At 43.4% G+C, this 19,106-nt stretch carries 30 protein-coding genes and 1 other RNA gene; 16 read left to right on the forward strand and 15 right to left on the reverse strand.

What is annotated here, in order from left to right; translation table 11 throughout:
- Positions 1 to 55 precede the first annotated feature (55 nt).
- Positions 56 to 859 (reverse strand): YbgF trimerization domain-containing protein, encoded by an 804-nt coding sequence (locus tag B3Q46_RS04655; RefSeq protein WP_104426200.1) that lies wholly within the window; start codon positions 857 to 859, stop codon positions 56 to 58.
- A gap of 295 nt (positions 860 to 1,154) precedes the next feature.
- Here B3Q46_RS04655 and ffs point away from each other — a divergent pair.
- Positions 1,155 to 1,251, forward strand: an RNA gene (gene ffs, locus B3Q46_RS04660) — signal recognition particle sRNA small type.
- Between the two features lie 309 nt (positions 1,252 to 1,560).
- On the opposite strand, the gene B3Q46_RS04665 is transcribed toward ffs, so the two are convergent.
- The 4 genes from B3Q46_RS04665 to B3Q46_RS04680 form a co-directional block, all read right to left on the reverse strand.
- Positions 1,561 to 2,175, reverse strand: coding sequence for a regulatory protein RecX (locus B3Q46_RS04665; RefSeq protein ID WP_104426199.1), 615 nt, complete (start codon positions 2,173 to 2,175; stop codon positions 1,561 to 1,563).
- Positions 2,176 to 2,250: 75 nt separating this feature from the next.
- Positions 2,251 to 3,294: a recombinase RecA gene (gene recA, locus B3Q46_RS04670; protein ID WP_104426198.1), complete on the reverse strand. Its 1,044-nt coding sequence runs from the start codon at positions 3,292 to 3,294 to the stop codon at positions 2,251 to 2,253.
- 145 nt (positions 3,295 to 3,439) lie between these two features.
- Positions 3,440 to 3,880: an RNA-binding S4 domain-containing protein gene (locus B3Q46_RS04675; protein ID WP_004786147.1), complete on the reverse strand. Its 441-nt coding sequence runs from the start codon at positions 3,878 to 3,880 to the stop codon at positions 3,440 to 3,442.
- Complete coding sequence (locus tag B3Q46_RS04680) at positions 3,873 to 4,547, reverse strand: HAD-IA family hydrolase (RefSeq protein WP_286713714.1); 675 nt, start codon at positions 4,545 to 4,547, stop codon at positions 3,873 to 3,875. The genes B3Q46_RS04675 and B3Q46_RS04680 overlap by 8 nt, the downstream gene beginning before the upstream one ends.
- A gap of 222 nt (positions 4,548 to 4,769) precedes the next feature.
- On the opposite strand from B3Q46_RS04680, the gene B3Q46_RS04685 reads away from it, so the two are divergent.
- On the forward strand, positions 4,770 to 6,071 hold the full coding sequence (locus B3Q46_RS04685) for a tyrosine-type recombinase/integrase (RefSeq protein WP_286713716.1): 1,302 nt from the start codon (positions 4,770 to 4,772) through the stop codon (positions 6,069 to 6,071).
- Here B3Q46_RS04685 and B3Q46_RS04690 read toward each other — a convergent pair.
- From B3Q46_RS04690 to B3Q46_RS04735, 10 genes are all read right to left on the reverse strand, one after another.
- Positions 5,981 to 6,202: a hypothetical protein gene (locus B3Q46_RS04690; RefSeq protein ID WP_257220232.1), complete on the reverse strand. Its 222-nt coding sequence runs from the start codon at positions 6,200 to 6,202 to the stop codon at positions 5,981 to 5,983. The two genes, B3Q46_RS04685 and B3Q46_RS04690, sit on opposite strands and share 91 nt — an antisense overlap.
- The gene (locus B3Q46_RS04695) at positions 6,202 to 6,357 is read right to left on the reverse strand and encodes a hypothetical protein (RefSeq protein WP_286713719.1); all 156 of its coding nucleotides are present in this window, start codon (positions 6,355 to 6,357) and stop codon (positions 6,202 to 6,204) included. The genes B3Q46_RS04690 and B3Q46_RS04695 overlap by 1 nt, the downstream gene beginning before the upstream one ends.
- The gene (locus B3Q46_RS04700; RefSeq protein WP_286713721.1) at positions 6,338 to 6,745 is read right to left on the reverse strand and encodes a hypothetical protein; all 408 of its coding nucleotides are present in this window, start codon (positions 6,743 to 6,745) and stop codon (positions 6,338 to 6,340) included. Before B3Q46_RS04700 ends, B3Q46_RS04695 begins: the two co-directional genes overlap by 20 nt.
- On the reverse strand, positions 6,745 to 6,972 hold the full coding sequence (locus tag B3Q46_RS04705) for a hypothetical protein (protein ID WP_286713739.1): 228 nt from the start codon (positions 6,970 to 6,972) through the stop codon (positions 6,745 to 6,747). The genes B3Q46_RS04700 and B3Q46_RS04705 overlap by 1 nt, the downstream gene beginning before the upstream one ends.
- A gap of 9 nt (positions 6,973 to 6,981) precedes the next feature.
- Positions 6,982 to 7,263 (reverse strand): hypothetical protein, encoded by a 282-nt coding sequence (locus B3Q46_RS04710; protein WP_286713741.1) that lies wholly within the window; start codon positions 7,261 to 7,263, stop codon positions 6,982 to 6,984.
- A 46-nt stretch (positions 7,264 to 7,309) separates the two neighbouring features.
- Positions 7,310 to 8,812, reverse strand: coding sequence for a recombinase RecT (locus tag B3Q46_RS04715; protein WP_286713742.1), 1,503 nt, complete (start codon positions 8,810 to 8,812; stop codon positions 7,310 to 7,312).
- A 21-nt stretch (positions 8,813 to 8,833) separates the two neighbouring features.
- On the reverse strand, positions 8,834 to 9,757 hold the full coding sequence (locus B3Q46_RS04720; RefSeq protein ID WP_286713744.1) for a PD-(D/E)XK nuclease-like domain-containing protein: 924 nt from the start codon (positions 9,755 to 9,757) through the stop codon (positions 8,834 to 8,836).
- Positions 9,754 to 9,996, reverse strand: coding sequence for a hypothetical protein (locus B3Q46_RS04725; RefSeq protein ID WP_286713746.1), 243 nt, complete (start codon positions 9,994 to 9,996; stop codon positions 9,754 to 9,756). The genes B3Q46_RS04720 and B3Q46_RS04725 overlap by 4 nt, the downstream gene beginning before the upstream one ends.
- Positions 9,997 to 10,177: 181 nt before the next feature.
- Complete coding sequence (locus tag B3Q46_RS04730; protein ID WP_180056668.1) at positions 10,178 to 10,408, reverse strand: hypothetical protein; 231 nt, start codon at positions 10,406 to 10,408, stop codon at positions 10,178 to 10,180.
- A 2-nt stretch (positions 10,409 to 10,410) separates the two neighbouring features.
- The gene (locus tag B3Q46_RS04735; RefSeq protein WP_180139014.1) at positions 10,411 to 11,091 is read right to left on the reverse strand and encodes a LexA family protein; all 681 of its coding nucleotides are present in this window, start codon (positions 11,089 to 11,091) and stop codon (positions 10,411 to 10,413) included.
- 90 nt (positions 11,092 to 11,181) lie between these two features.
- Between B3Q46_RS04735 and B3Q46_RS04740 the strand changes: the two genes are divergently transcribed.
- The 14 genes from B3Q46_RS04740 to B3Q46_RS04805 all read left to right on the forward strand — a co-directional run bounded on the left by B3Q46_RS04740 (position 11,182) and on the right by B3Q46_RS04805 (position 19,095).
- A complete protein-coding gene (locus B3Q46_RS04740) occupies positions 11,182 to 11,403 on the forward strand; it encodes a Cro/CI family transcriptional regulator (protein ID WP_064096023.1) in 222 nt (73 codons plus the stop codon).
- Positions 11,404 to 11,413: 10 nt separating this feature from the next.
- Positions 11,414 to 11,731: a hypothetical protein gene (locus tag B3Q46_RS04745; protein ID WP_286713750.1), complete on the forward strand. Its 318-nt coding sequence runs from the start codon at positions 11,414 to 11,416 to the stop codon at positions 11,729 to 11,731.
- Between the two features lie 54 nt (positions 11,732 to 11,785).
- On the forward strand, positions 11,786 to 12,676 hold the full coding sequence (locus B3Q46_RS04750; protein ID WP_286713752.1) for a hypothetical protein: 891 nt from the start codon (positions 11,786 to 11,788) through the stop codon (positions 12,674 to 12,676).
- A complete protein-coding gene (locus B3Q46_RS04755) occupies positions 12,673 to 13,278 on the forward strand; it encodes a restriction endonuclease (RefSeq protein WP_286713754.1) in 606 nt (201 codons plus the stop codon). Before B3Q46_RS04750 ends, B3Q46_RS04755 begins: the two co-directional genes overlap by 4 nt.
- Positions 13,275 to 14,114, forward strand: coding sequence for a DNA adenine methylase (locus B3Q46_RS04760; RefSeq protein WP_286713756.1), 840 nt, complete (start codon positions 13,275 to 13,277; stop codon positions 14,112 to 14,114). The genes B3Q46_RS04755 and B3Q46_RS04760 overlap by 4 nt, the downstream gene beginning before the upstream one ends.
- Positions 14,111 to 14,623 carry a RusA family crossover junction endodeoxyribonuclease gene (locus tag B3Q46_RS04765; protein ID WP_286713758.1) on the forward strand — a complete coding sequence of 171 codons (513 nt, stop codon included), beginning with the start codon at positions 14,111 to 14,113 and terminating at the stop codon, positions 14,621 to 14,623. The genes B3Q46_RS04760 and B3Q46_RS04765 overlap by 4 nt, the downstream gene beginning before the upstream one ends.
- 29 nt (positions 14,624 to 14,652) lie before the next feature.
- Positions 14,653 to 15,093, forward strand: coding sequence for a hypothetical protein (locus B3Q46_RS04770; protein WP_414631437.1), 441 nt, complete (start codon positions 14,653 to 14,655; stop codon positions 15,091 to 15,093).
- Positions 15,090 to 15,269 carry a hypothetical protein gene (locus B3Q46_RS04775; protein WP_017397829.1) on the forward strand — a complete coding sequence of 60 codons (180 nt, stop codon included), beginning with the start codon at positions 15,090 to 15,092 and terminating at the stop codon, positions 15,267 to 15,269. The genes B3Q46_RS04770 and B3Q46_RS04775 overlap by 4 nt, the downstream gene beginning before the upstream one ends.
- Positions 15,270 to 15,405: 136 nt before the next feature.
- A complete protein-coding gene (locus tag B3Q46_RS04780; RefSeq protein WP_286713763.1) occupies positions 15,406 to 15,618 on the forward strand; it encodes a hypothetical protein in 213 nt (70 codons plus the stop codon).
- Positions 15,619 to 15,694: 76 nt separating this feature from the next.
- Positions 15,695 to 16,027 carry a hypothetical protein gene (locus B3Q46_RS04785; protein WP_286713765.1) on the forward strand — a complete coding sequence of 111 codons (333 nt, stop codon included), beginning with the start codon at positions 15,695 to 15,697 and terminating at the stop codon, positions 16,025 to 16,027.
- 2 nt (positions 16,028 to 16,029) lie between these two features.
- Entirely contained in the window at positions 16,030 to 16,260 is a 231-nt protein-coding gene (locus B3Q46_RS04790) for a hypothetical protein (RefSeq protein ID WP_286713767.1), read from the forward strand.
- A 3-nt stretch (positions 16,261 to 16,263) separates the two neighbouring features.
- On the forward strand, positions 16,264 to 17,919 hold the full coding sequence (locus B3Q46_RS04795; RefSeq protein ID WP_286713769.1) for a portal protein: 1,656 nt from the start codon (positions 16,264 to 16,266) through the stop codon (positions 17,917 to 17,919).
- Positions 17,916 to 18,461 carry a hypothetical protein gene (locus B3Q46_RS04800; protein WP_286713771.1) on the forward strand — a complete coding sequence of 182 codons (546 nt, stop codon included), beginning with the start codon at positions 17,916 to 17,918 and terminating at the stop codon, positions 18,459 to 18,461. The genes B3Q46_RS04795 and B3Q46_RS04800 overlap by 4 nt, the downstream gene beginning before the upstream one ends.
- Complete coding sequence (locus B3Q46_RS04805; protein WP_286713774.1) at positions 18,454 to 19,095, forward strand: hypothetical protein; 642 nt, start codon at positions 18,454 to 18,456, stop codon at positions 19,093 to 19,095. The genes B3Q46_RS04800 and B3Q46_RS04805 overlap by 8 nt, the downstream gene beginning before the upstream one ends.
- The last annotated feature ends 11 nt before the right edge of the window (positions 19,096 to 19,106 follow it).

Consider the following 19,106-nt stretch of genomic DNA (forward strand, 5'->3'; position numbering starts at 1 on the left):
GCAAACTATGGGACAGCAGTGCCTTCGTGGTGTCTTTTTTTATGGGACTTTTTATTTACTTCAAAAATTTAACTTCTTCAGCTTTCGGATAGTTCTTGAGTAGTTTCGCTTTATATTGCGAAGCAAGAGTAGTGTTCTTTTCTACATCCTTACTAATATTATAAAGCTGATAAAGGGCAGTAGAGGCTTTTGCAGAATTTGGATAGCGGTCAACCACAATCAGATAATTCTTCTTTGCTTCATTAAAATTCGGTGGGTCAATGGACAGGTTAAATTCGGCTAACCAGAAGTGAGCATTGCTGATATAGACACTATTCGGATTATTCTTGATAAAATTCTGCATTGGTGCAATAGCTTTAGCTGCACCACCATTTTTATAGGCATCCAGTGCAATGGTATAAGCCGCTTTTTCCTGCTCACTCGGCTGTTGCGTTGTGGATGCCTGATGAGTGGCTACTGGAGCATTAGAGCTTAAACTGGGAGAAATATCCTGTTGGTTATCCTCCGCGGGAGTATCTTCAGCAGGTTCAATTTTTTGCTGCAACAGTTCAAGACGTTGATCCAGATCTGCATAGCGGTTGGTTAATTCGCTCTTTAATCTTTCGATCTCATTTTCTTGTTCTTCGATTTTTCCTCGTAAACTGCGTAGATCATTTTCAAGCTGCTGGTTTTTTTGCATAAGCTGCCAGCTGGTATTGGTCTGAGGTGCATCTGCGCCTGTAGCAATGGCAGATTGAGTGCTGATATTATTTGATTGAGCACCTTGGCTGAGTCCACGTGATTCGATAGGAATCGCAGCAAAAAGAGAGGTTGTACAGAGTGCAGTGAGGGCACACAATACCTGTTTCTTAAACATCATATAAGTTCCATGATTCTTGGCGAGATTATGTATCCGCAGCTCATTTATTCTAAAAGAGATAACCCGTTTATAGCTTCACATTTAAAACGGCATTTTTAGAAATTGCAACAAGGTTTTACAAAGATCATGTGAATTTCGATATTCATGAATTAATTGTGAAGAATATTAAAAAATCAGCATCTTGGGGCATATTGTTTTTAAAATAATCAAACGGATAGCTTATGCCGAAAATTTGAAATACAGCCCTTGCAACTTCAATAAAAATCTCTATACTCTGTTCCTGTAATGGTAGCCCTGCCGGTTACTTCGCAATTGTACTCTATGAACCCCGCCAGGACCGGAAGGTAGCAACGGTAGTAGATCTATGATGTGCCGGAGCTTTGCTGGTAGGGTTGCCACCAGATTTATAATTATAAAATTTCTCTATATTATTTTTTTATTTTTCAATCTTAATTTCTATTGTTTTCTATTCCTTTTAATCTTTACTTTCAATCTTCTATTCACAGCTGCTTTCGTGGATGCCATATTGTTTGGAATATTGAAATTCAATCTTTTGAATAGACTATCTTAATTTGAGTTTTTGAAAGCTTTTTGTTGTTCGGGATTAATTGTAAATTAAGGGAAACTATTTAAGTTAAGCAGGATGGCAAAGAGGAAAATAAAAAAATAGCCTAAGCATATTTTTCACAAATACAAAAGAATTAATCTTCGGCTTTGCGGCTAATCGCTTTCATGATCGCATCCATTTCAAAACCACGATACATTAGAAAACGGATCTGTTTGGCTTTAAGTTTTGGGTCTTTCGTCACTTCTGGACCATATTTTCTAAGCTTCAGTTCATAAGCCTGTTGTACCCAGTCCGTTTCTTTGAGTTCTTCACTGACCAGGGCAGTATCAATTTTTTTGCTTTTCAGCTTCATTTTAATCTGATTGGGACCTTTGCCTTTACGCTTTTGGCTCGACAACATGATTTCAGCGACACGTTGATCACTTTGATAGTTTTCTCTAGATAGCTCTTCAACCAAAGTGACCACTTCATTTCGATCTTCTGCATAAAGCGCCAGTTTCTCAATGAGTTCAGCTTTGGAGTATTCTTTGCGAGTTAGTACAGCAAAGGCATAAGAACGCAAACGGGTGCCGGTTAGACCGGGTTTCTTCTGCTCTTTATCGGAGTTACCAAATAAGCTGTCTTCCGGATCAAATTCTGGCAAAGTCTGTGACTCAACAGGTGCAGGAGTGACTGAATCTTCAGCATCACCAAACTGCTGTTTAATCGCGTCATAGTCCAAAAGTTTGCTGAATTTTGCGTCTGACATATTGATCTCGATAAAAATATCTATTCCATAATAACAAAAACGCCCCGTAGGGCGCTCTGTTATGACGTTCAAGGATTATGCATCCAGAAAGTCTGCTGGTTCTTCTTCGTCTTTATCTTCGACTACTTTGCTTGTAGTAAGCAGTTGCTCACGGATCAGTTTTTCAATAGTATCCGCCAGCTCTTTGTGTTCTTCCAGATAACGGATGGTATTGTTCTTACCTTGGCCAATCTTGTCGCCTTGATATGAATACCATGCACCCGCTTTCTGAACAATTTCTTGCTGTACTGCAAGGTCAATCAGTTCACCAAGATGGTTAACACCTTTACCATACAGAATCTGGAACAGAGCTTCTCTGAATGGAGGTGCCATTTTATTTTTCACAACTTTGACTTTGGTTTCAGAACCTACAATCTCATCGCCTTCTTTTACCTGACCGATACGGCGAATATCCAGACGTACCGAAGCGTAGAATTTAAGTGCATTACCACCAGTAGTTGTTTCCGGGCTACCGAACATTACACCAATCTTCATACGGATCTGGTTAATGAAGATCACCATACAGTTTGAACGCTTGGCATTACCGGTAATTTTACGCAGTGCCTGGCTCATCAAACGTGCTTGCAGACCCATATGTGAGTCACCCATTTCACCTTCAATCTCGGCACGAGGCGTCAATGCAGCAACAGAGTCGACTACGATCAGGTCAATCGCACCGGAACGCACCAGCATGTCAGCGATTTCAAGTGCCTGTTCACCGTTGTCTGGTTGAGAAACCAGCAGGTTATCAATATCTACACCGAGTTTACGGGCATATTGAGGATCAAGCGCGTGCTCGGCATCGATGAATGCACATGTACCGCCAGCTTTTTGACATTCAGCAATCGCTTGCAATGTCATTGTGGTTTTACCTGAAGATTCAGGACCATAAATCTCGATAATACGGCCTTTCGGTAAACCACCAATACCCAGTGCGATATCAAGCGTTAAAGAACCTGTAGATACAGCTTCAACTGCTTGCACGGTATTGTCACCAAGACGCATCACTGTGTTTTTACCAAACTGTTTTTCAATCTGGCTTAAGGCAGCGTTGAGCGCCTTGTTTTTATTCTCATCCATCTTACAACCTCAATACGATGTCACAAACTTAGTACTCAAGTGGATGTCTTACATTAGAGCTTCGTTCCACAGGAATATAGTGACAGAAATTTCCCTTGTGTTCTATAAAATCCAGCAGTGTTACGACACATGCTGACGCTTGAATTTAATCATCATTATATGACCAATGTTGATCAAAGTTCTGACTATTTTCATTCTTGAATCGACTGATGTCTCGACGATCTTTTTTGCTTGGCCGATGATCGGGACGCGCTAGATTATGCAACTTTCTTTGTGATGCAATCAATTCCCGGCGAGCGATACTGACTTCAGTTTCTTCATACAGTTTCTGTGCCACAGGTGCAGGACCACGAACATCAGAAAGTTCTTTTACAACTACGGTTTTTTTGTCGATACCTTGCTGAATCGTCAACTCCATACCCACACGGACTTCGCGAGATACTTTTACACGCTCACCATTATGATGGACTTTACCGCCCTCAATAGCATTCTTGGCAATGGAACGGGTTTTAAAAAAACGTGCCGCCCACAGCCATTTATCTATACGCATGCCTACCGCATCTTCGGGTAAAGACGATTTACGCATATTGCTTGTTTACCTCAGACTGATTTAAATGAGTGATTAAATCTGTTAATTGGTGCAGCATCGGGTAATTGCAAGTCTGGCGTGCAACTTTACTGGAAGAAGGTCGCTGGATGCAGAACAAGTTCTGGATGCCATAAGCCTTGGCGCCATTCAGGACTTTTTCGGTATCATCAATAAAATAGACCTGCTCAGGATCAAAGGGGTGCAAAGCATTCAGACCTTGCCAGAATTCTACAAATTCCTTGGCATGTCCAATGCTTTCCGAGCTGACAATGACATTGAAATAATCTTTGAGATTCAGATGATCCAGTTTGAAGGCGAGTCCTGCACAGTCGGCATTGGTGGCAAGCCAGATCGGATAGCCATTATTTTTAAGATAATCGAGTAATTCCAAGCAATAAGGGCGTAAGCTAACTTTATCTTTATGCTCAATTTGCATGGCCAGAACATCGACTTCGACTTTAGCCGTCCAGAAGCGAGAAGAGTACCAGTTTAGGGTATGATTATGTTGCTGATAGAATGCATAAAGCGTTTCGCGGCTCTGTTCCAGACTACAGCCATGTGTTTCAGCATAGCGGACCGGTAATAACTCGTTCCAGATGAAATCATCGTAGGCAAGATCAAGTAAAGTTCCGTCCATATCAAAAATTATAGTCGGCTTTTGCATTCAAGATTCTCCAAAGTTTTTCAAAGTTCAACAAAGCATATAGAAAAGCTTTAGATTCAATAGAATTACTCAACTTTCGCGTTTTTTAACGATTATCAAATAATTTTAAAGTCCAACAAAGTCATTTACCTTTCAAGAAAAATTGTGTACACATCTGTGTACATAATTCTGCTCTGTTTGATTATGTACAGAGTATAAGGCATTTGGACTGGAAAAAATTAAATGGCTTTAAGTGATAGTTGGCTCAAATCCAACAATGGGAAACCGCGTGAAAAAGTTGAAGTGGTGACGGATCGGGATGCATTGTCTGTCCGGATTTCGCCAAAGGGGAAGATCGTTTTCCAATACCGGTATCGTTTTAACGGAAAGGCAAAACGGCTGGACATTGGCACATATCCCATGATGGGGCTAAAAGAAGCCAGATTACTGGTGCATAAATACAAGACTGAGCTTGACCAGGGCAAGGACCCGATGCAGCTAAAATTAAAAGGGGAGTCAGACTATTTAAAACAGCCGACTGTCAAAGAGATCTGTGAACTCTGGTTTAATACCATCGCCGTCCATAAAATTTCAAGCAAGGATGATTCACGTGCTTTCGAGATTCATGTCTACCCACGTATAGGCCGGCGGATCTGTGATGATGTTTCATTGCAGGAATGGTCAGAGCTGTTATTTGAAATCGCAGCCAATGCCAGAACGGTATCAGTGAAGGTGCTCGGCAATCTCAGAATGATCATGCGCTGGGGATGCATTCATGGAAAATTGAAGTATCAACCGATTCAGCACTTGAAAGCTGCGGATCTGAATGTGAAAAAGGTGAAGCGGTCACGCTATCTTTCAGAACAGGAAATATTCTGGGTGGTGCATGCTGCACTCAGATCCAATGCGATATCTGCCAAAAATAAAGCCATCATCATCATGCTACTATTTTTCGGCTGCCGTGTTTCAGAATTAAGGCTGGCCAAGAAATCTGATTTCGACTTTCAGGAAATGATTTGGTACATCCCACCGGAGAATCACAAGATGGGGGATCGTACGCACAAGCCGATTATCCGGCCTGTAATTCCCCAGATTGTGCCATTCCTTAAATATGTATTTTCACTATCACCAGATAGCTGTGAATACGCTTTCCCGAACTTGAAAGCCAAGGCTTATACCAAACTTGAAAAGAGCTTTCAGACAACCATACCGCCGTTTGTGATTGACAATGTGCGCAAGCGTTTTGGTGTAGAGATGCAGCACTGGACCATGCATGATTTACGTAGAACGATGAGGACGCATATTTCTGAACTGGCTCCACCGCATATCTGTGAAATTATGCTAGGACATGGATTGCCGGCTATATGGGGAACGTATGATTTACATGAATACTTGGGGGAACAGGCGCAGGCTTATGAAAAGTGGTTCCATAAACTCTGCGCCATACTGAACAATCATGAGCGTTTTGATATTAAGGGTTGTATTTCAAGCGACTCAAGCAATCCTTTACTTCTTTCCCAGGCATCTACAGCCTTGATGCCGTAGCGACTGCTTGAACGACCATGTGCTTTGATCAATGGTTCAGGGAAATCCTGTTTATTACGCCAGTTGATCAAAGTGCCTTTGGTTATCCCGTAACGCTTCAACAGGTCAGGCGTTGAGATATATAAAGCCATCAATTCACCTCCTTCGTAACCTTTAAATATTCTGCTTTTGCATTAGCCCAGTTTTGTGCATCGTATGGGCTTAAACCTTTTTTCTTGCACCACTCAGTGCACCAGAGCCACTGAGCGTCATCAAAAGGAGCCGGTTTAACTATTTGTGTCGGCATTGGCTGGCTCCTGTGCTTCAATCATGGCTTTATAATCACGCCAAAATTCCCACTTTTTAGATTTGACCTGATCCTTATATGATTGCTCCGCAATTTCACTCCAAACCGGATCATTCTCGTGTCTTGGCTTATCGATGCGATCAATCGCCATTTTTTCCGCAATCTGCTCAGGCAACTCTTTCTTAACCAAAACAAACCCTTCCGGCACCGCTTGGGCTTTGGCTGCTTGCCATAATTTCCACCCGAAATTAATCTGGTTTACAAACCAATCAGCAAGATATTTAGATTCAAAACAACCAGTCATACCGTTAAAAACTAAGTTGTTAGATTCATCCTGTGTCAGCTGACATGCACTAAAAAAAACATCTATTTCTTCTAGAATATCCATCACGCCACCTCAATCCATTTGCCGGCATCAATCTCTGCGTCTCTTGCGTGTCTAAAGTGCAAACTTAAATCATCACAAATAGTGTCGTCATATTCGAAAAATATAATAATCTGACCTTTACGATTAAGTACCGCTTCAACTTCAAGCAAGCTACCCTCATAGTCTCCGCAAATGCTCACAATCTTATCGCCAGCTTTAAAGCTATTTACTTCTAATTCAGTATTCATCAAGCTGCCTCAACTTTTCTTCATTTTCATTGCTTTCAGGTTCTCAGTAGCTTCGTCCACCATCTCATGAAGCAGTTTGGCCATATCATCAACCCGGTGATCTGCAACCTGATTCAGCAATCCTGCAATGCCATTACCAGCAACCAGAAAAGCAAAGTCTAAGGCTTGAGCTGGATCGTCTTTCTGCATACGATCATGAATCTGGCCAATAAAAACTTTGAAGATCTGATCAACCACTTGTTCTGTTGTGCCTTGAAGTACGTTTGTCACATTGATTTGTTGAGCTTTCATATTTATTTCCTTTTAGACCACACCTTCCGGTGTGGCCAGATCCGTGTTAGTTGCTTTGGAACATATCGAACTGATCTTCGATCAATTTCTTTTTCTGCGCGTAGGCTTGCAGTAATTCCTGTTGATGCTCATTGGTCAAATTCGGCTTAGCTGCATTCATTTGCTGTGCAACTTGTCGAATGTCTTCACCGTTCTTGGCATCAGAGATCAGGAGGGTAAGACCGTTTTTAACTGATCCACTTTTGATCGGGTCTACAGCTGGGGCTTGTGATGCCTCAAACTTGCCGCGTACTTGTTCGATGTTGGCTTGCAGGTACTGGAAGTCAGCTTGAATCAGACCATTTGCATTTTCGATTTCTTCCTCAATGTCCAGCACATCAGCCAGTGACTTAGCTAAGTTCAGTCGTTTGGCAAACTCTTTTTTAAGATCCGCTGAGCTAGGCTGTTTCTTCTGCTCAACCATAGCTTCGGCTTCTGCTTGAAGGCGCTTCAATTCATCTACGCTTAACGCCCCATCTCCGACATCATTTGATGTTTGATTTTGGATATTTTCAGCTTGTTGAGCCGGCGGAATATCTTCTACTGGTGCGTCTTCCACGGCTTTAGGTTGACGTGAGCGCTTTGGCTTTTCTTCTGCAGGTACTTCTTCGACAACCTTAGGCTGGAACTTTTGAGCCTGAGCATTCACCAGTTTTGTGAGTTCTTTGCGTGCCGAGTCATCTGTAATATCGAATACTTTTTCTTCTAAAGCATTCAGTTCGGCAGGTGATTTAACGGCAAGGATGTCGCGTTTTAATTGAGATGTATCAGCCTTAACTACCAGTTCCTGATCCGGTGTAACGTCAATGATCTGGTCTTGTTCTTCTTCAGCAGAACGTAGGCCCATCAATAACTCTGGTGCATAGACACGGCCAAAGAATGAAGCAGCACGATAGCGCAGCATCTGTTCAGGCATGGTTTGCCATTTAGATCCGTTCTTCTGGTACCAGCCTTCCTTCACTGCCATTTCAATTGTGATTTTTGACGAGTTCAGACGTTCACCAGTTTCGCGCTCAATCGCCCATGCAGTACATGCAAAGTTCTGGATCTTGATTTTTTTGGTCACTGTCTGTTTTTGGCGGTTAGACCAGACAGTTTCCTGATACTCGACTTCTTTCTCGCCTAGATCTTCCAGATCAAAACGCAGGGCAGAGAAGCGGCCACAGCTATTGATAGATGCCATGATGAACTGTGACGACCAAGATGGACGACCTTCAATCAGGTAAAGGTTTTGCATGATCATTAACGGATCTGCACCCATACGGTTAGCCATGTTCAATGCAATGATGCAGTTTGATAGACCGTTCGGGTTTTCTTCATCGCGGTACATCCATTGACCGCTTTGATCTTTACCCGCTTTAACCTTGATCACAGAGCGATACTGTTCTGGTACCAGGGTAGAGCTAGATAGCATTTTGGCCACACGTTGTGACAGTTCAAAAGCTTCAAGGTTTAAAAGGCCAACAGAGTGAGTTGGTTGAGCAGTAGCAATTTGAGTTTGAGCATTCATGATAAATATTCCTAAAATTAATTATTTAAAGTTGTTTTCTAAAGCTTGTTTGGTGAGGTACGAAGGCAGGAAGATTTCTTCCAGTTCGAGTGAATAGCCATCCCATTCATTGATCAGTAGGGATTCAGCCAGCAGCTCTTTTGCCTTGTTGTATCGGGTTTCACCGACACTGAGAAATAGCTCAGATGCCTGATACTGCTTGACGTTGAAAGGGATAGAACTTTCAGCCACAAGGAAAATAAAAGGCGGTTTCTGTTCAGTGCGGTAGTACTCCTGGAAGCCTTCGCGGTACATGGCAGCAGACAGGTCATAGCCAAAGTCACCGCATTTTTTAGAGAAGGCATTCGGACGTGCATCGGTTGTAGTTTTTAAGTCCAGAATCAGGCCGAACGGAAAAGCTTTACACGGTGCGATGTGCCAGTCAGGACGGATACGCAATTCAAGATCAAAAGCCGGATCTGTGAAAAAGATACTGGCTTCAGCCATACCAAAATTATTCTGCATTTCGGCATACATGCTGAGTTGCTTCAGGTTCTCAACGATCCGCTGTGCACCTTGAATCTGTTCAGCAGTCACAATGATTTTGCCCGCATGTTCAGCTTCAAAGTTTTCCCAGAATGCGATCTTGCCGAGCGTGTCCGGAGAAGGGTTCTTTGCCTTCAACATGGTTTCAGTCGGACGCTTTGGTGCATCCTCTGGCAGTACTGCAAACTCAGCTTCAAACTGATCCGGTTCAAGGAATAGCGTGTGGGCCAGTGTGCCGAAATCCATAGCCGTTTTTGATTCGCGCTCGACTTCCTTTAACACGTGATTCGAGTAGAAGTGAGCACCAGAACGCAGCATGTCTTTTAACTGGCTTGAGCTGAATTCAGGGCGTGCGTGATAGTCCTCATTGCTCATTTTCTCAATGAGCTGTGCTGTTGGTAGTTCGATATAAGCATTCACTTTGCACCCCCAACAGACGTGCTAATGGCTTCCACCTGACGCTCAGATTCTTTGTCTGCCTGGTGAATGAACATTGCGGATAAGCCCACAAGAATTGAAAAGACCACAGACCATGCAGCGACATTTGAAACGATTTCCTTCGCTACAGATTTAGGCTCGGGATGCTGGTAAAGCTTTTCAGAAACCATGCTCGACGTGTTGAAGGCAGGTAACTTGCTTTGGATAGGGTTTTGTTTCATACTTACCTCGTTGTTGTGAAAAGCCCGATTTGATTCCAGTCCAGTCGGGCTTTTTATTGGGTACGAGATAAATATTAGGCAATCCTAATAAATAAGTAAATAGGTATTCCTAATTTTTTTGGATTATTTTTTGATAGGTGTAAAAAAACCGCTCATTTAGAGCGGTTCGAAAAGTTAAATATTAATTACATATTGAAGATTTTAACCAGTCCCCAGGTTCAGTAGATGAGCAATCAATATCTGTATTAGCTTTAGATCTTATTTTTTCCAGGGAATCTATATCTAATCGATCCATTTTATTTTCTAAAAAGCCGATATTTTGTCTATTTCTTTGATTCTCTTTCCATAAAAACCAAGAGAAAAAGGAATTTGCTATAAGTAAACCAAACAGACAAGCGATCAATATTTTCATAATTATTTATAACTCCGCTCATGGCGAACCATCACACCAATGATCGATATTTTATGGTCTCTTGAAGATAGTGTTGGATAGTCTGGGTTTAATGGAACCAGTTCAAATTCTTCACGTCCATATTCATCATAGCCAATTACCCGGTACTTTTTGAAAGTGGCTTCATAGGATCCATTCTGAGCAATAACAAATGAACCGGGTTGTGGTGCTAAAGATGCATCAATTACAAGTGAATCACCTGGTAAAAATTCAGGTGCCATACTCATTCCTTCAACCGTCAAACCAAATACATCAGAAGGTTTTGCACTTTGATAAGTCGTATAGGTTTTATCTTTAGGATTGATTCCATCATATCCAACAGTCCCAAACAAGCCAGCTTGAACATAATCTAAAACAGGAATTTCCATAACTGGTGAAGTATTAAAACTTACGTTACTGAACTCACTTTTTGTTTCTTCATCTGTAGGTTTACCGATACCAGTAGCTAACCATTTTGAATTTACCTTTAGGAATTGGGCTGCTCGAATCAGGTTCGGGCCTTCCATATTTTTCGATTTACCAGAAAGCCAATCACTAACAGATGGTGGCTTTACCCCAACGGCGCGTGCAAGTTCGACCCCCTTAATTTTCTTAGGCGGTAAAACTTCCATGGCATATTTAAGACGTTCAGCAAGTGTTTTCATTAGGAAATCCTAACACGAAATAAATTAGGTATTCCTATTGAATAAAAATAAGGAATGCCTAATAATTGGATGATTATTTAGGAGAACAACATGAATGATGCACAGCTTATAGAAGCTCTTGGTGGACCAGCTGCCGTTGCTCGATTACTTGGGATCAGAGTTCCATCAGTGAGCGGATGGAAGAAAATCCCCACTGAAAGAAAAATCCGACTTGCTGTTATTGCTGAAGATCGTGGTCTTTCGACAAGAAAAGAACTTTTTCCAGACACCTATCAAGATATTTGGATTGAGCTGCGCGATAAGGCTGTGTGAGGTAGAAAGCATGTCTGAAAAATTAACTGAAAGCATCACATTCAAATGCACGTATGAAGAGAAACGTGATTTGGAAGCAATTGCTAGATCTGAAAATAAAACCTTGTCTGAGCATATAAGAAGTTTGGGCATATCAAATATTTCTGAAGTTCGGGAACGTTTAAATAATCTCGCATCTCTTATGCGTTTGACCACAGATACCGTGGATACCAGCTTTGAGCTGACACCACCGCCAAGATTGATCGATATCACACCAAAACCACAGGCACAAAAAAAGCCCAACTGTTGCGACCAGTTGAGCCTTATTGCCGTTCACTCAGACAAGTAAACGAAGGTAGTAAAACATGATCAATTTAACACGTATCGGGGAGGTTGTGAAGAAATGAATGCTGCTCAAATAATTCAGTTTCAAAAGCCTTCACAACCAGCACAAGGGGCTGGAAAAAGCATGTATAGCGATAAGTTCGATCAGGGCTATGTTATGTCTAGTCGCTTGTATCGAAAAGAAGTGTGGCCATTCCTGAGCGATGCTGCACGTAACGTCTATGCGGAGCTGGAAAACCGCATTAACGGACATAACAAGGAGTCTGATTTTGTCAGCTACTCACAGCTACAGGGTGGAGATCTTCCTGGATCTCGCAAACTTGGTCGAACGACCGTTTCAAACGCACTTCAAGAGCTTATTAAATTAGGTGTGATCAGTGTTGTATCTAATGGAAAGCAGGGCATGAAATCTTATCGATTGAATGAGGTTTCACTCAAAGATCGGTTCACTAACAAGACTAGTCCTGTAACTGTACCAGTTCAGCAGCAAGACCAAACTAGTACAGCTAGTGAACCAGTTACTAGTCCTATAACAGGACACACAATAGATACTTCTATAGATCCTTTAGAAAATAATAAGAATAAAGCGCCGTCCGATTTTGTTGCTCAAGATCGTGGTGCTTTGAATTTTATTGACTACCACTCTGACGATCCAAAGCTGTACACGCTGAAAGATCTATTCGGCACATACCCAGTCAAAACCGATTTCATGGCTCAAGCAGCTGTGAGTTTCCCAAAGCTATCCGAAAGCATCATTTCTGAAGAACTTAAAAAATTGGCTCAGTGGTCAGTTGGCCAACCTGCACGACGTTCTCAGAAGTGGATAACTACCTGGTTGAACTGGCTAAGCAATTACCAGCCAGCAAAACCGAAGGCAGAGTCAAAACAACCTAAGGCTGAACAACCAAAAAAATATCATCGCTACGGACAGGGAGTGATTAACCCATGAGTAATATTTCTAAATTCCAATCTGTGTTTAACGTGAATTTCCCACCAGAGATTGCCGATCAGGTTCTGGCACGTATGCAAATGCTGTACGGAGAAGCATTCGATAAAAAATTTGGCAATGTTGATCCAGCACAACTGCAATTCACAGTATGCACAGTGTTGAATGGTCTCTCTGAAAACGACTTACGCCGTGGCTTAGAGCGTATGAATTCTGAAAAATGGTGTCCATCACTTCCAGAGTTTCGTTCTTGGTGTGTGCATGACGGCGATTGGTGGACAGCTGAACAAGCATGGGCCAAAGCCTTAAATTTTGAAGCAGATCCGGCCAATAAGATCACGACCTTGGCCAAGCGTGCACTGGATGAAGTTCGTCACATACTCAAAACCGAAGGCCAGAAAGCAGCTCATTTTGCATTCAGGGATATTTACAGCGATTACCTGGCTAAAGCGAAAAAGGCTGGACGTGTTCAGATGATATACGTACCACCGGTAAAACCAGTAGCGATTGAGCATAACGAAAAGAATCGTAAAGGCGTGCCATGTCCACCTGAATTGGCAGCCATGGTCAAAGGAACGATTAAGCGTACGGAGAGAGTAGCGTGAAATTAGATCATCCGTTAATCCGGTACCACGGTGGAAAGTTTCGAATAGCTCATTGGATTATTTCCCAAATGCCAAATCACACTTGCTACACAGAAGTATTTGGAGGAGCAGCTGGAGTTCTTCTGCAGAAGCCACGAGCGTATGCTGAGGTTTATAACGATCTTGATGGCGACATCGTTAATCTTTTTAAGGTACTTCGAAATTCTAGCTCGAGAGAACAGCTCATTGAGCAATTAATCTTAACGCCTTACAGCCGTGAAGAATTTGAAAACTCTTGGTTTGGTACTGAAGATTCAGTAGAACGTGCACGCCGTACGATCATCCGCGCTCAGATGGGCTTTGGATCGGCTGGTGCAACCAAGGGTATTACAGGATTTCGTATTGATACCAAGCGCCAGTACGGCACAGCTCAATCACTGTGGACCACATATCCAGAACATCTAAGTCAGATTGGCCAGAGATTGAGTGGAGTTTTGATCGAGAACCGTCCAGCAATCCAGGTGCTGAAAGATCATGATGCTCCTACCACTTTGCATTATGTAGATCCACCGTATGTTCACGATACTCGCTATGAAGGTGCCAAGACTGGCCGTGTTTATCGTCACGAGATGGATGATAAAGATCACTTAGAGCTTTTAAACACGCTGATCAATCTGGAAGGAATGGTCATGCTTTCCGGATATCAGTCCGATTTGTATGAAGATCTGCTGAAGGGTTGGAAAAAGGTAGAAATTAAAGCTCGTATTTCATCTGGTCGCGGTACTGATACCCGAATTGAATGCTTATGGATGAATCCAGCTGCTGCTCAACCTGATTTATTTGGGGCGACTGCATGACGCTTCGCATGAGTGAAAAACAGTTAGAAGTTCACTTGAATAAGCACAATTTGCGCAAGGAATGCGCGTCAGTGCAATTTAAAAACAAAATTGAAGCAAAGGTACATCAAGCAGAACAAAACGCCGTAGAAGCGAATTTAGAGCGAAATAACGAAGGGGCTGAAAAGGTCATTTTAGATTTTAAGTTGCCGGCTATTCCTCCATCGGTGAATCACTACTGGAATAAATCTGGTCGCGGTTTCAAGTTGAGTGATGAAGCACGTGATTTTCATGACCTGGTGAGCATGTTGGTACCAAGAATCAAAACAGCAGCACGGTTAAAACTGGAGGTGACATTCCATTTTCCGAATCGGTTAAGACGGGATATCGATAATTATTTGAAAGCAACAATCGACAGCTTAGTGAAATGTGAATTTTGCGTAGATGACGAACAGTTTGATGAGCTGATAGTACGCCGGGGCAATGTGGTTAAAGGCGGTTTGCTCAAAATAAAAGTGTGGGAAATCTAATGAATATAGGGGTTGCTATGGGAAGTTCGATGGGGCTGCAACTAGTCGGCGGAGAGTGTGGAGATGGGGTATATACGAACTCCCCTCGCGCGCGCGCGCGTTTTATCAATCTGCATACCAAAAAGAAGGTCAAAGAGTTCAAGTTAAAACTACGAAATTACAAGCGTCCAGACTTCAATCGAATGATTCTGGACTTAGGCAAATGCGGCTGGACACACGAAAAGATTGCAGACGTTCTGCCGGTGTCTGGTGCTTCTACAGTTTCAGAATGGGCGCGTGGTGGCGTTCCGAACTATGACAACGGCCATGCCTTCATCATGCTCTGGCAAACAGAGACTGGCATTAAACGGTTCCCACTGGAAGGCGAGTGGACCACATACAAGTACAAGATTGGCCAGATGGATATTTTTGAAGACGGCGGCCTGTGTGATCAGGTCATTGAGGAACTGGATCGGGAGTTGGGGCTGTGAGAGACTTTAAGGTTGGCCAAACAGTAACGCACGACAGTCCATGCTGGAAACCACAAGGCAAGCTAACCATTGTAAAAGTAGATATTGGCCGTCGTAGTGGATTAAAAATTATTACTGCGACTGATGAAAGCGGAAAGGAGTTCACCGCTGTAGAGGGGGTATTTCATGCCACCTGACTACACCCATATCGAGAATGACGGCACGCCGTGGAAGAACGTCGAAGGTGACTGGTTCTTCTGGCGTGAAGGCTGGGGCTGGTGTCCGTATGTCGGGCCGAAGAATAGTAATTTTTTTAATAAGTTTAGGTGATCTATGAAAAGAATGATTAGAGTTTGGGATCTAGCAGAGGCTGGTACAGATGTTGTTGCTATCCATCCGCGTGGCAATGGAAAGACAACAGCATTAAAGCAACTTGTGGCAGCCAGAGAACAGTATAAACGCCTACAAGCACAAAAGAATTATCAGCAGCTTGCGGAAAAACCAAAGCCATACAACGTTCGAATGCGTAGACAAAGGATTAAGTGAGTAAACACCCAACAAACCGCAACACCCATACCCCCACAGTAACCCTATTCAATCAACCACTGAATAGGGTTTTTTTATGGCAGCTCGCAAAGTAAATACACCAGGTGCAACAAAGCCTGAAGAAGTAAAAACAGAAGCAGCTCAACCAACAACAGCAGAACAGGCAGAAGCCGCGTTAGAGCACATCACTGGCAACGATCCAGAACCTGAAGCACCACAAGACCAGTCTACTAATGAAACTAGTTCACTAGGTGCACTAGTTGAAGATGAACGCCTTGATCAGATCCTTGAAGGCCAAAAGCGTATCGAAAAGAAACTTGATGCTTTGTTGAAGGCTGGAAAGGTTGAAGCACCTAAGAAACTGCGCTGGCAGCAAGGCAAACACGGACTTGAACTGAAGGAAGCCTAAATATGTGCGGTGGATTCGTAGGGAAAGCAATTAGCACTGTGACTGATGCCATTGGCCTGACTGATACCAAAGCAGCTTCCAAAGGCTATGACGCACAGAAAGCTGATGCCGAAGCGAAAGCTAAGGCACAGGCAGCAGAAAACGAACAGATTGCCACACGTAAAAAGCGCAAGGTATCTGAAGTCCTTTCATCTGCAACTGATGATGAAAAGAAATCAACACTAGGCGGTTAAAGCATGAGTGATCGAGCAAATCAAATCTGCAAACGGCTTGGTCAGCTTCGTACTGAAAGATCAAAGTACGAATCTCACTGGACTGAATGCTACAAGTACGGAGCACCTGAGCGCCAGCAATGCTTCAATGGTGGCTCACTGGATGGCACACGGGAGAAACAGCGTGCGGATCTGCTCGATTCAACTGCGGCAGAATCCATTCTGATCTTTGTATCTAACCTGATTGCAGGTACCACACCTGCAAACGCGATCTGGTTTAAAGCTGTACCGGATGGCATGGATGATCAGGCTGAACTCACACCAGGTGAACACTGGCTTGAACAGGTTGCACAATTCTTATTTCGCAATATCCACGGCGCAAACTTTGATTCTGAAATCTACGACATGATCATTGATTTCGCCGTGGCTGGATGGGGTGTGATCTATCAGGATATTGACCGTTTGAAAGGTGGTGGCTTCACGTACCAGTGCTGGCCAATCGGTGAATGCTTCATTGCATCGACTCGTCCAGATGGTCAGGTGGATACGATCTATCGTGAGTACACCAAAACCGCTGCACAGCTTGTGTCGGAGTTTGGAGAGCACAAGGTTAGCAATGCAGTTAGAGATTCTTACAAACAGCGACCAGATGACCGTTTCAAGATTGTGCATGTGATCGAACCACGTAAGGTCAAAGCACCATTAAACCAGCGTGTTTTGCTACCAAAACAGATGCCATTCGCTTCATATCATGTGGAAGTAGAAAGCAAAACCATGCTGAAGGAATCTGGCTATAACGAATTCCCTTGTGCGGTACCACGTTTCAGAAAGATTCAAGGCAGCGTGTATGGGATCGGGATTATGTCTACAGCTTTACCAGATGCCAAAACAGCCAATGCTTTGATGCGTGACACATTGCGTAGTGCTGAGATTGATGTGCTCGGTATGTGGATCATGAATGATAACGGTATTGTAAACCCACGTACCGTGCGTATCGGTGGTGGCAAGATCATTGCTGCAAACGATGTTGATGATATGAAACGTCTTGATAGTGGTCGGGGCTTCCAGGTCGCAGATCAGTTGCTAGATCGTATTCAGTCCAGCATACGCCGTAAATTGATGGCGGACAGTCTACAGCAGCACTACAACCAGCCACCGACCGCAGCAGAGATTTATGCACGGGTCGATATGATCCGGCAGCAGCTTGGGCCGCTATATGGTCGTGCTCAGGCTGAATTACTGGTTCCTATCCTTGATCGTGCTTTTGGTCTGGCATACCGGGCAGAAGTACTAGGCGAAGCACCAGAGGATCTGCAAGGCCGCAATCTTTCATTCAAGTTTATTTCACCACTGGCACGTGCTCAGAAGCTTGAGGAAGTGGCCAGTATTGAACGTCTTATGGCTTCACTTGGATCAATTATTGAAGTCGCACCGGATGCACTGGACAACATCAATCTTGATGCAGTTCCACAAGTACTGGCAGCTGGTCTGGGTGCACCAACTTCAATCATGCGTACCACTGATGAGCTACAGGCATACCGTGAACAGAAAGCACAACAACAGCAACAAGCAGCAGCTCAGGAACAACAGGCAGCTATGGCACAGCAAGTCACAGGAGCTGTGGCAAACGCAGCAAGTAAAGGACTGGAAGCCCAGATGGTCAGTGAGGTGATGCAATGATTTTAATTATCGCCGTTCTGGCCATCCTTCTACTGATTGCGTGTGTAGCTGTATGGAGTCTCTACAACACTTCTAAGGTAACCGAAGAGTTAAGTCAGTATTGGGAGCATGCGCACTTTGAAGCCGAAGAAAAGTACAGTCGTGCGAAAACACATGCCTATGAGTTTCAGGAAGAAGTGAAAGCGCTTAAACAGACTATTGCCGATCTTAAGGCCCAGCCTGATCAGGAATTTAAAGAGCTGATCCAGGAGCAAGAGGACGAATTAGGTTTTGGCCACCACATCAAATGGCGTTCACATCGAAAGCCAACGGCGCAAACCTACCAGATTCACTTTGATATTGAGCCGAACGGCCAACGAATTTTGGAAGAACTTACAGCGCGGTTTAAGCGCAATCCATTTACCGATGATGAACGCGAAACATGCCGCCGTCTTGGCCGTGCGGAAGTCGTGGACTTCATTCTTAACCGAATCAACACAGCAAACGATCCTCGCTATGACGAGAACTTAGAACTAGCCCACATGGAGCAAAACAATGGATGAACAACAAACAACTGACACATCAAACGTTCAAACAACTGAACAAACTCAAACTACAGCACCAGTTGCAGGAACAGAAACGCAAACGGTGCCAGGTGCTGAGACAACACAGCAGAACGCCGGTGAGCAAGAAACGAAAACAACTGAAGCAGATCCAGCAACAACAGTGCCGGAATCTGCCGATGCTTACGCCGTTTCTATTGATGGCTTCGATTTTGATGCGTTTAAAGCAGATAACGCTGAGGTACTGCAATCATTCCATGCTGAAGGCATGACCAATAAGCAGGTTGAAGCAGTCGTTAAAGCCTATGAGCAGCACCAGTCTGTCCAGATGGAAGCACTGCAACAAGAATGGGGTGAGCAGTTCAATTCGAATATTGGCCTGGCTAAAAACGCGCTGGAAGCTTTGGGCTTTGATGCAAAAGAACTGGATTCACCTATCGGTGCACTCAAGCTGGCGGCTGCCATTGGCAAGCATATTCAGGAAGATTTACCGCCTTCTAACACACAACAAAGCGGTGGTGAAACCATTCAACAATTAATGATGTCAGAAGCGTACAGCAACCCAAGTCATCCAGATCATAAGTCTGTGACGCAACGTGTAGACGCTTGGTATTCAAAACAATATGTAGAGTAAGGGGTAGTACA

Origin of the sequence: Acinetobacter sp. UBA2581 (genome assembly GCF_002339435.1) — a bacterium.
In the GTDB taxonomy this organism is placed as follows: domain Bacteria; phylum Pseudomonadota; class Gammaproteobacteria; order Pseudomonadales; family Moraxellaceae; genus Acinetobacter; species Acinetobacter variabilis.

Coding starts and splice junctions, on each gene's coding strand:
- B3Q46_RS04655 (WP_104426200.1), bottom strand. CDS start 859: ATGATGTTTAAGAAACAGGTATTGTGTGCCCTCACTGCACTCTGTACA.
- B3Q46_RS04665 (WP_104426199.1), bottom strand. CDS start 2,175: ATGTCAGACGCAAAATTCAGCAAACTTTTGGACTATGACGCGATTAAA.
- recA (WP_104426198.1), bottom strand. CDS start 3,294: ATGGATGAGAATAAAAACAAGGCGCTCAACGCTGCCTTAAGCCAGATT.
- B3Q46_RS04675 (WP_004786147.1), bottom strand. CDS start 3,880: ATGCGTAAATCGTCTTTACCCGAAGATGCGGTAGGCATGCGTATAGAT.
- B3Q46_RS04680 (WP_286713714.1), bottom strand. CDS start 4,547: ATGCAAAAGCCGACTATAATTTTTGATATGGACGGAACTTTACTTGAT.
- B3Q46_RS04685 (WP_286713716.1), top strand. CDS start 4,770: ATGGCTTTAAGTGATAGTTGGCTCAAATCCAACAATGGGAAACCGCGT.
- B3Q46_RS04690 (WP_257220232.1), bottom strand. CDS start 6,202: ATGGCTTTATATATCTCAACGCCTGACCTGTTGAAGCGTTACGGGATA.
- B3Q46_RS04695 (WP_286713719.1), bottom strand. CDS start 6,357: ATGCCGACACAAATAGTTAAACCGGCTCCTTTTGATGACGCTCAGTGG.
- B3Q46_RS04700 (WP_286713721.1), bottom strand. CDS start 6,745: ATGGATATTCTAGAAGAAATAGATGTTTTTTTTAGTGCATGTCAGCTG.
- B3Q46_RS04705 (WP_286713739.1), bottom strand. CDS start 6,972: ATGAATACTGAATTAGAAGTAAATAGCTTTAAAGCTGGCGATAAGATT.
- B3Q46_RS04710 (WP_286713741.1), bottom strand. CDS start 7,263: ATGAAAGCTCAACAAATCAATGTGACAAACGTACTTCAAGGCACAACA.
- B3Q46_RS04715 (WP_286713742.1), bottom strand. CDS start 8,812: ATGAATGCTCAAACTCAAATTGCTACTGCTCAACCAACTCACTCTGTT.
- B3Q46_RS04725 (WP_286713746.1), bottom strand. CDS start 9,996: ATGAAACAAAACCCTATCCAAAGCAAGTTACCTGCCTTCAACACGTCG.
- B3Q46_RS04730 (WP_180056668.1), bottom strand. CDS start 10,408: ATGAAAATATTGATCGCTTGTCTGTTTGGTTTACTTATAGCAAATTCC.
- B3Q46_RS04735 (WP_180139014.1), bottom strand. CDS start 11,091: ATGAAAACACTTGCTGAACGTCTTAAATATGCCATGGAAGTTTTACCG.
- B3Q46_RS04740 (WP_064096023.1), top strand. CDS start 11,182: ATGAATGATGCACAGCTTATAGAAGCTCTTGGTGGACCAGCTGCCGTT.
- B3Q46_RS04745 (WP_286713750.1), top strand. CDS start 11,414: ATGTCTGAAAAATTAACTGAAAGCATCACATTCAAATGCACGTATGAA.
- B3Q46_RS04750 (WP_286713752.1), top strand. CDS start 11,786: ATGAATGCTGCTCAAATAATTCAGTTTCAAAAGCCTTCACAACCAGCA.
- B3Q46_RS04755 (WP_286713754.1), top strand. CDS start 12,673: ATGAGTAATATTTCTAAATTCCAATCTGTGTTTAACGTGAATTTCCCA.
- B3Q46_RS04765 (WP_286713758.1), top strand. CDS start 14,111: ATGACGCTTCGCATGAGTGAAAAACAGTTAGAAGTTCACTTGAATAAG.
- B3Q46_RS04770 (WP_414631437.1), top strand. CDS start 14,653: ATGGGGCTGCAACTAGTCGGCGGAGAGTGTGGAGATGGGGTATATACG.
- B3Q46_RS04780 (WP_286713763.1), top strand. CDS start 15,406: ATGAAAAGAATGATTAGAGTTTGGGATCTAGCAGAGGCTGGTACAGAT.
- B3Q46_RS04785 (WP_286713765.1), top strand. CDS start 15,695: ATGGCAGCTCGCAAAGTAAATACACCAGGTGCAACAAAGCCTGAAGAA.
- B3Q46_RS04790 (WP_286713767.1), top strand. CDS start 16,030: ATGTGCGGTGGATTCGTAGGGAAAGCAATTAGCACTGTGACTGATGCC.
- B3Q46_RS04795 (WP_286713769.1), top strand. CDS start 16,264: ATGAGTGATCGAGCAAATCAAATCTGCAAACGGCTTGGTCAGCTTCGT.
- B3Q46_RS04800 (WP_286713771.1), top strand. CDS start 17,916: ATGATTTTAATTATCGCCGTTCTGGCCATCCTTCTACTGATTGCGTGT.
- B3Q46_RS04805 (WP_286713774.1), top strand. CDS start 18,454: ATGGATGAACAACAAACAACTGACACATCAAACGTTCAAACAACTGAA.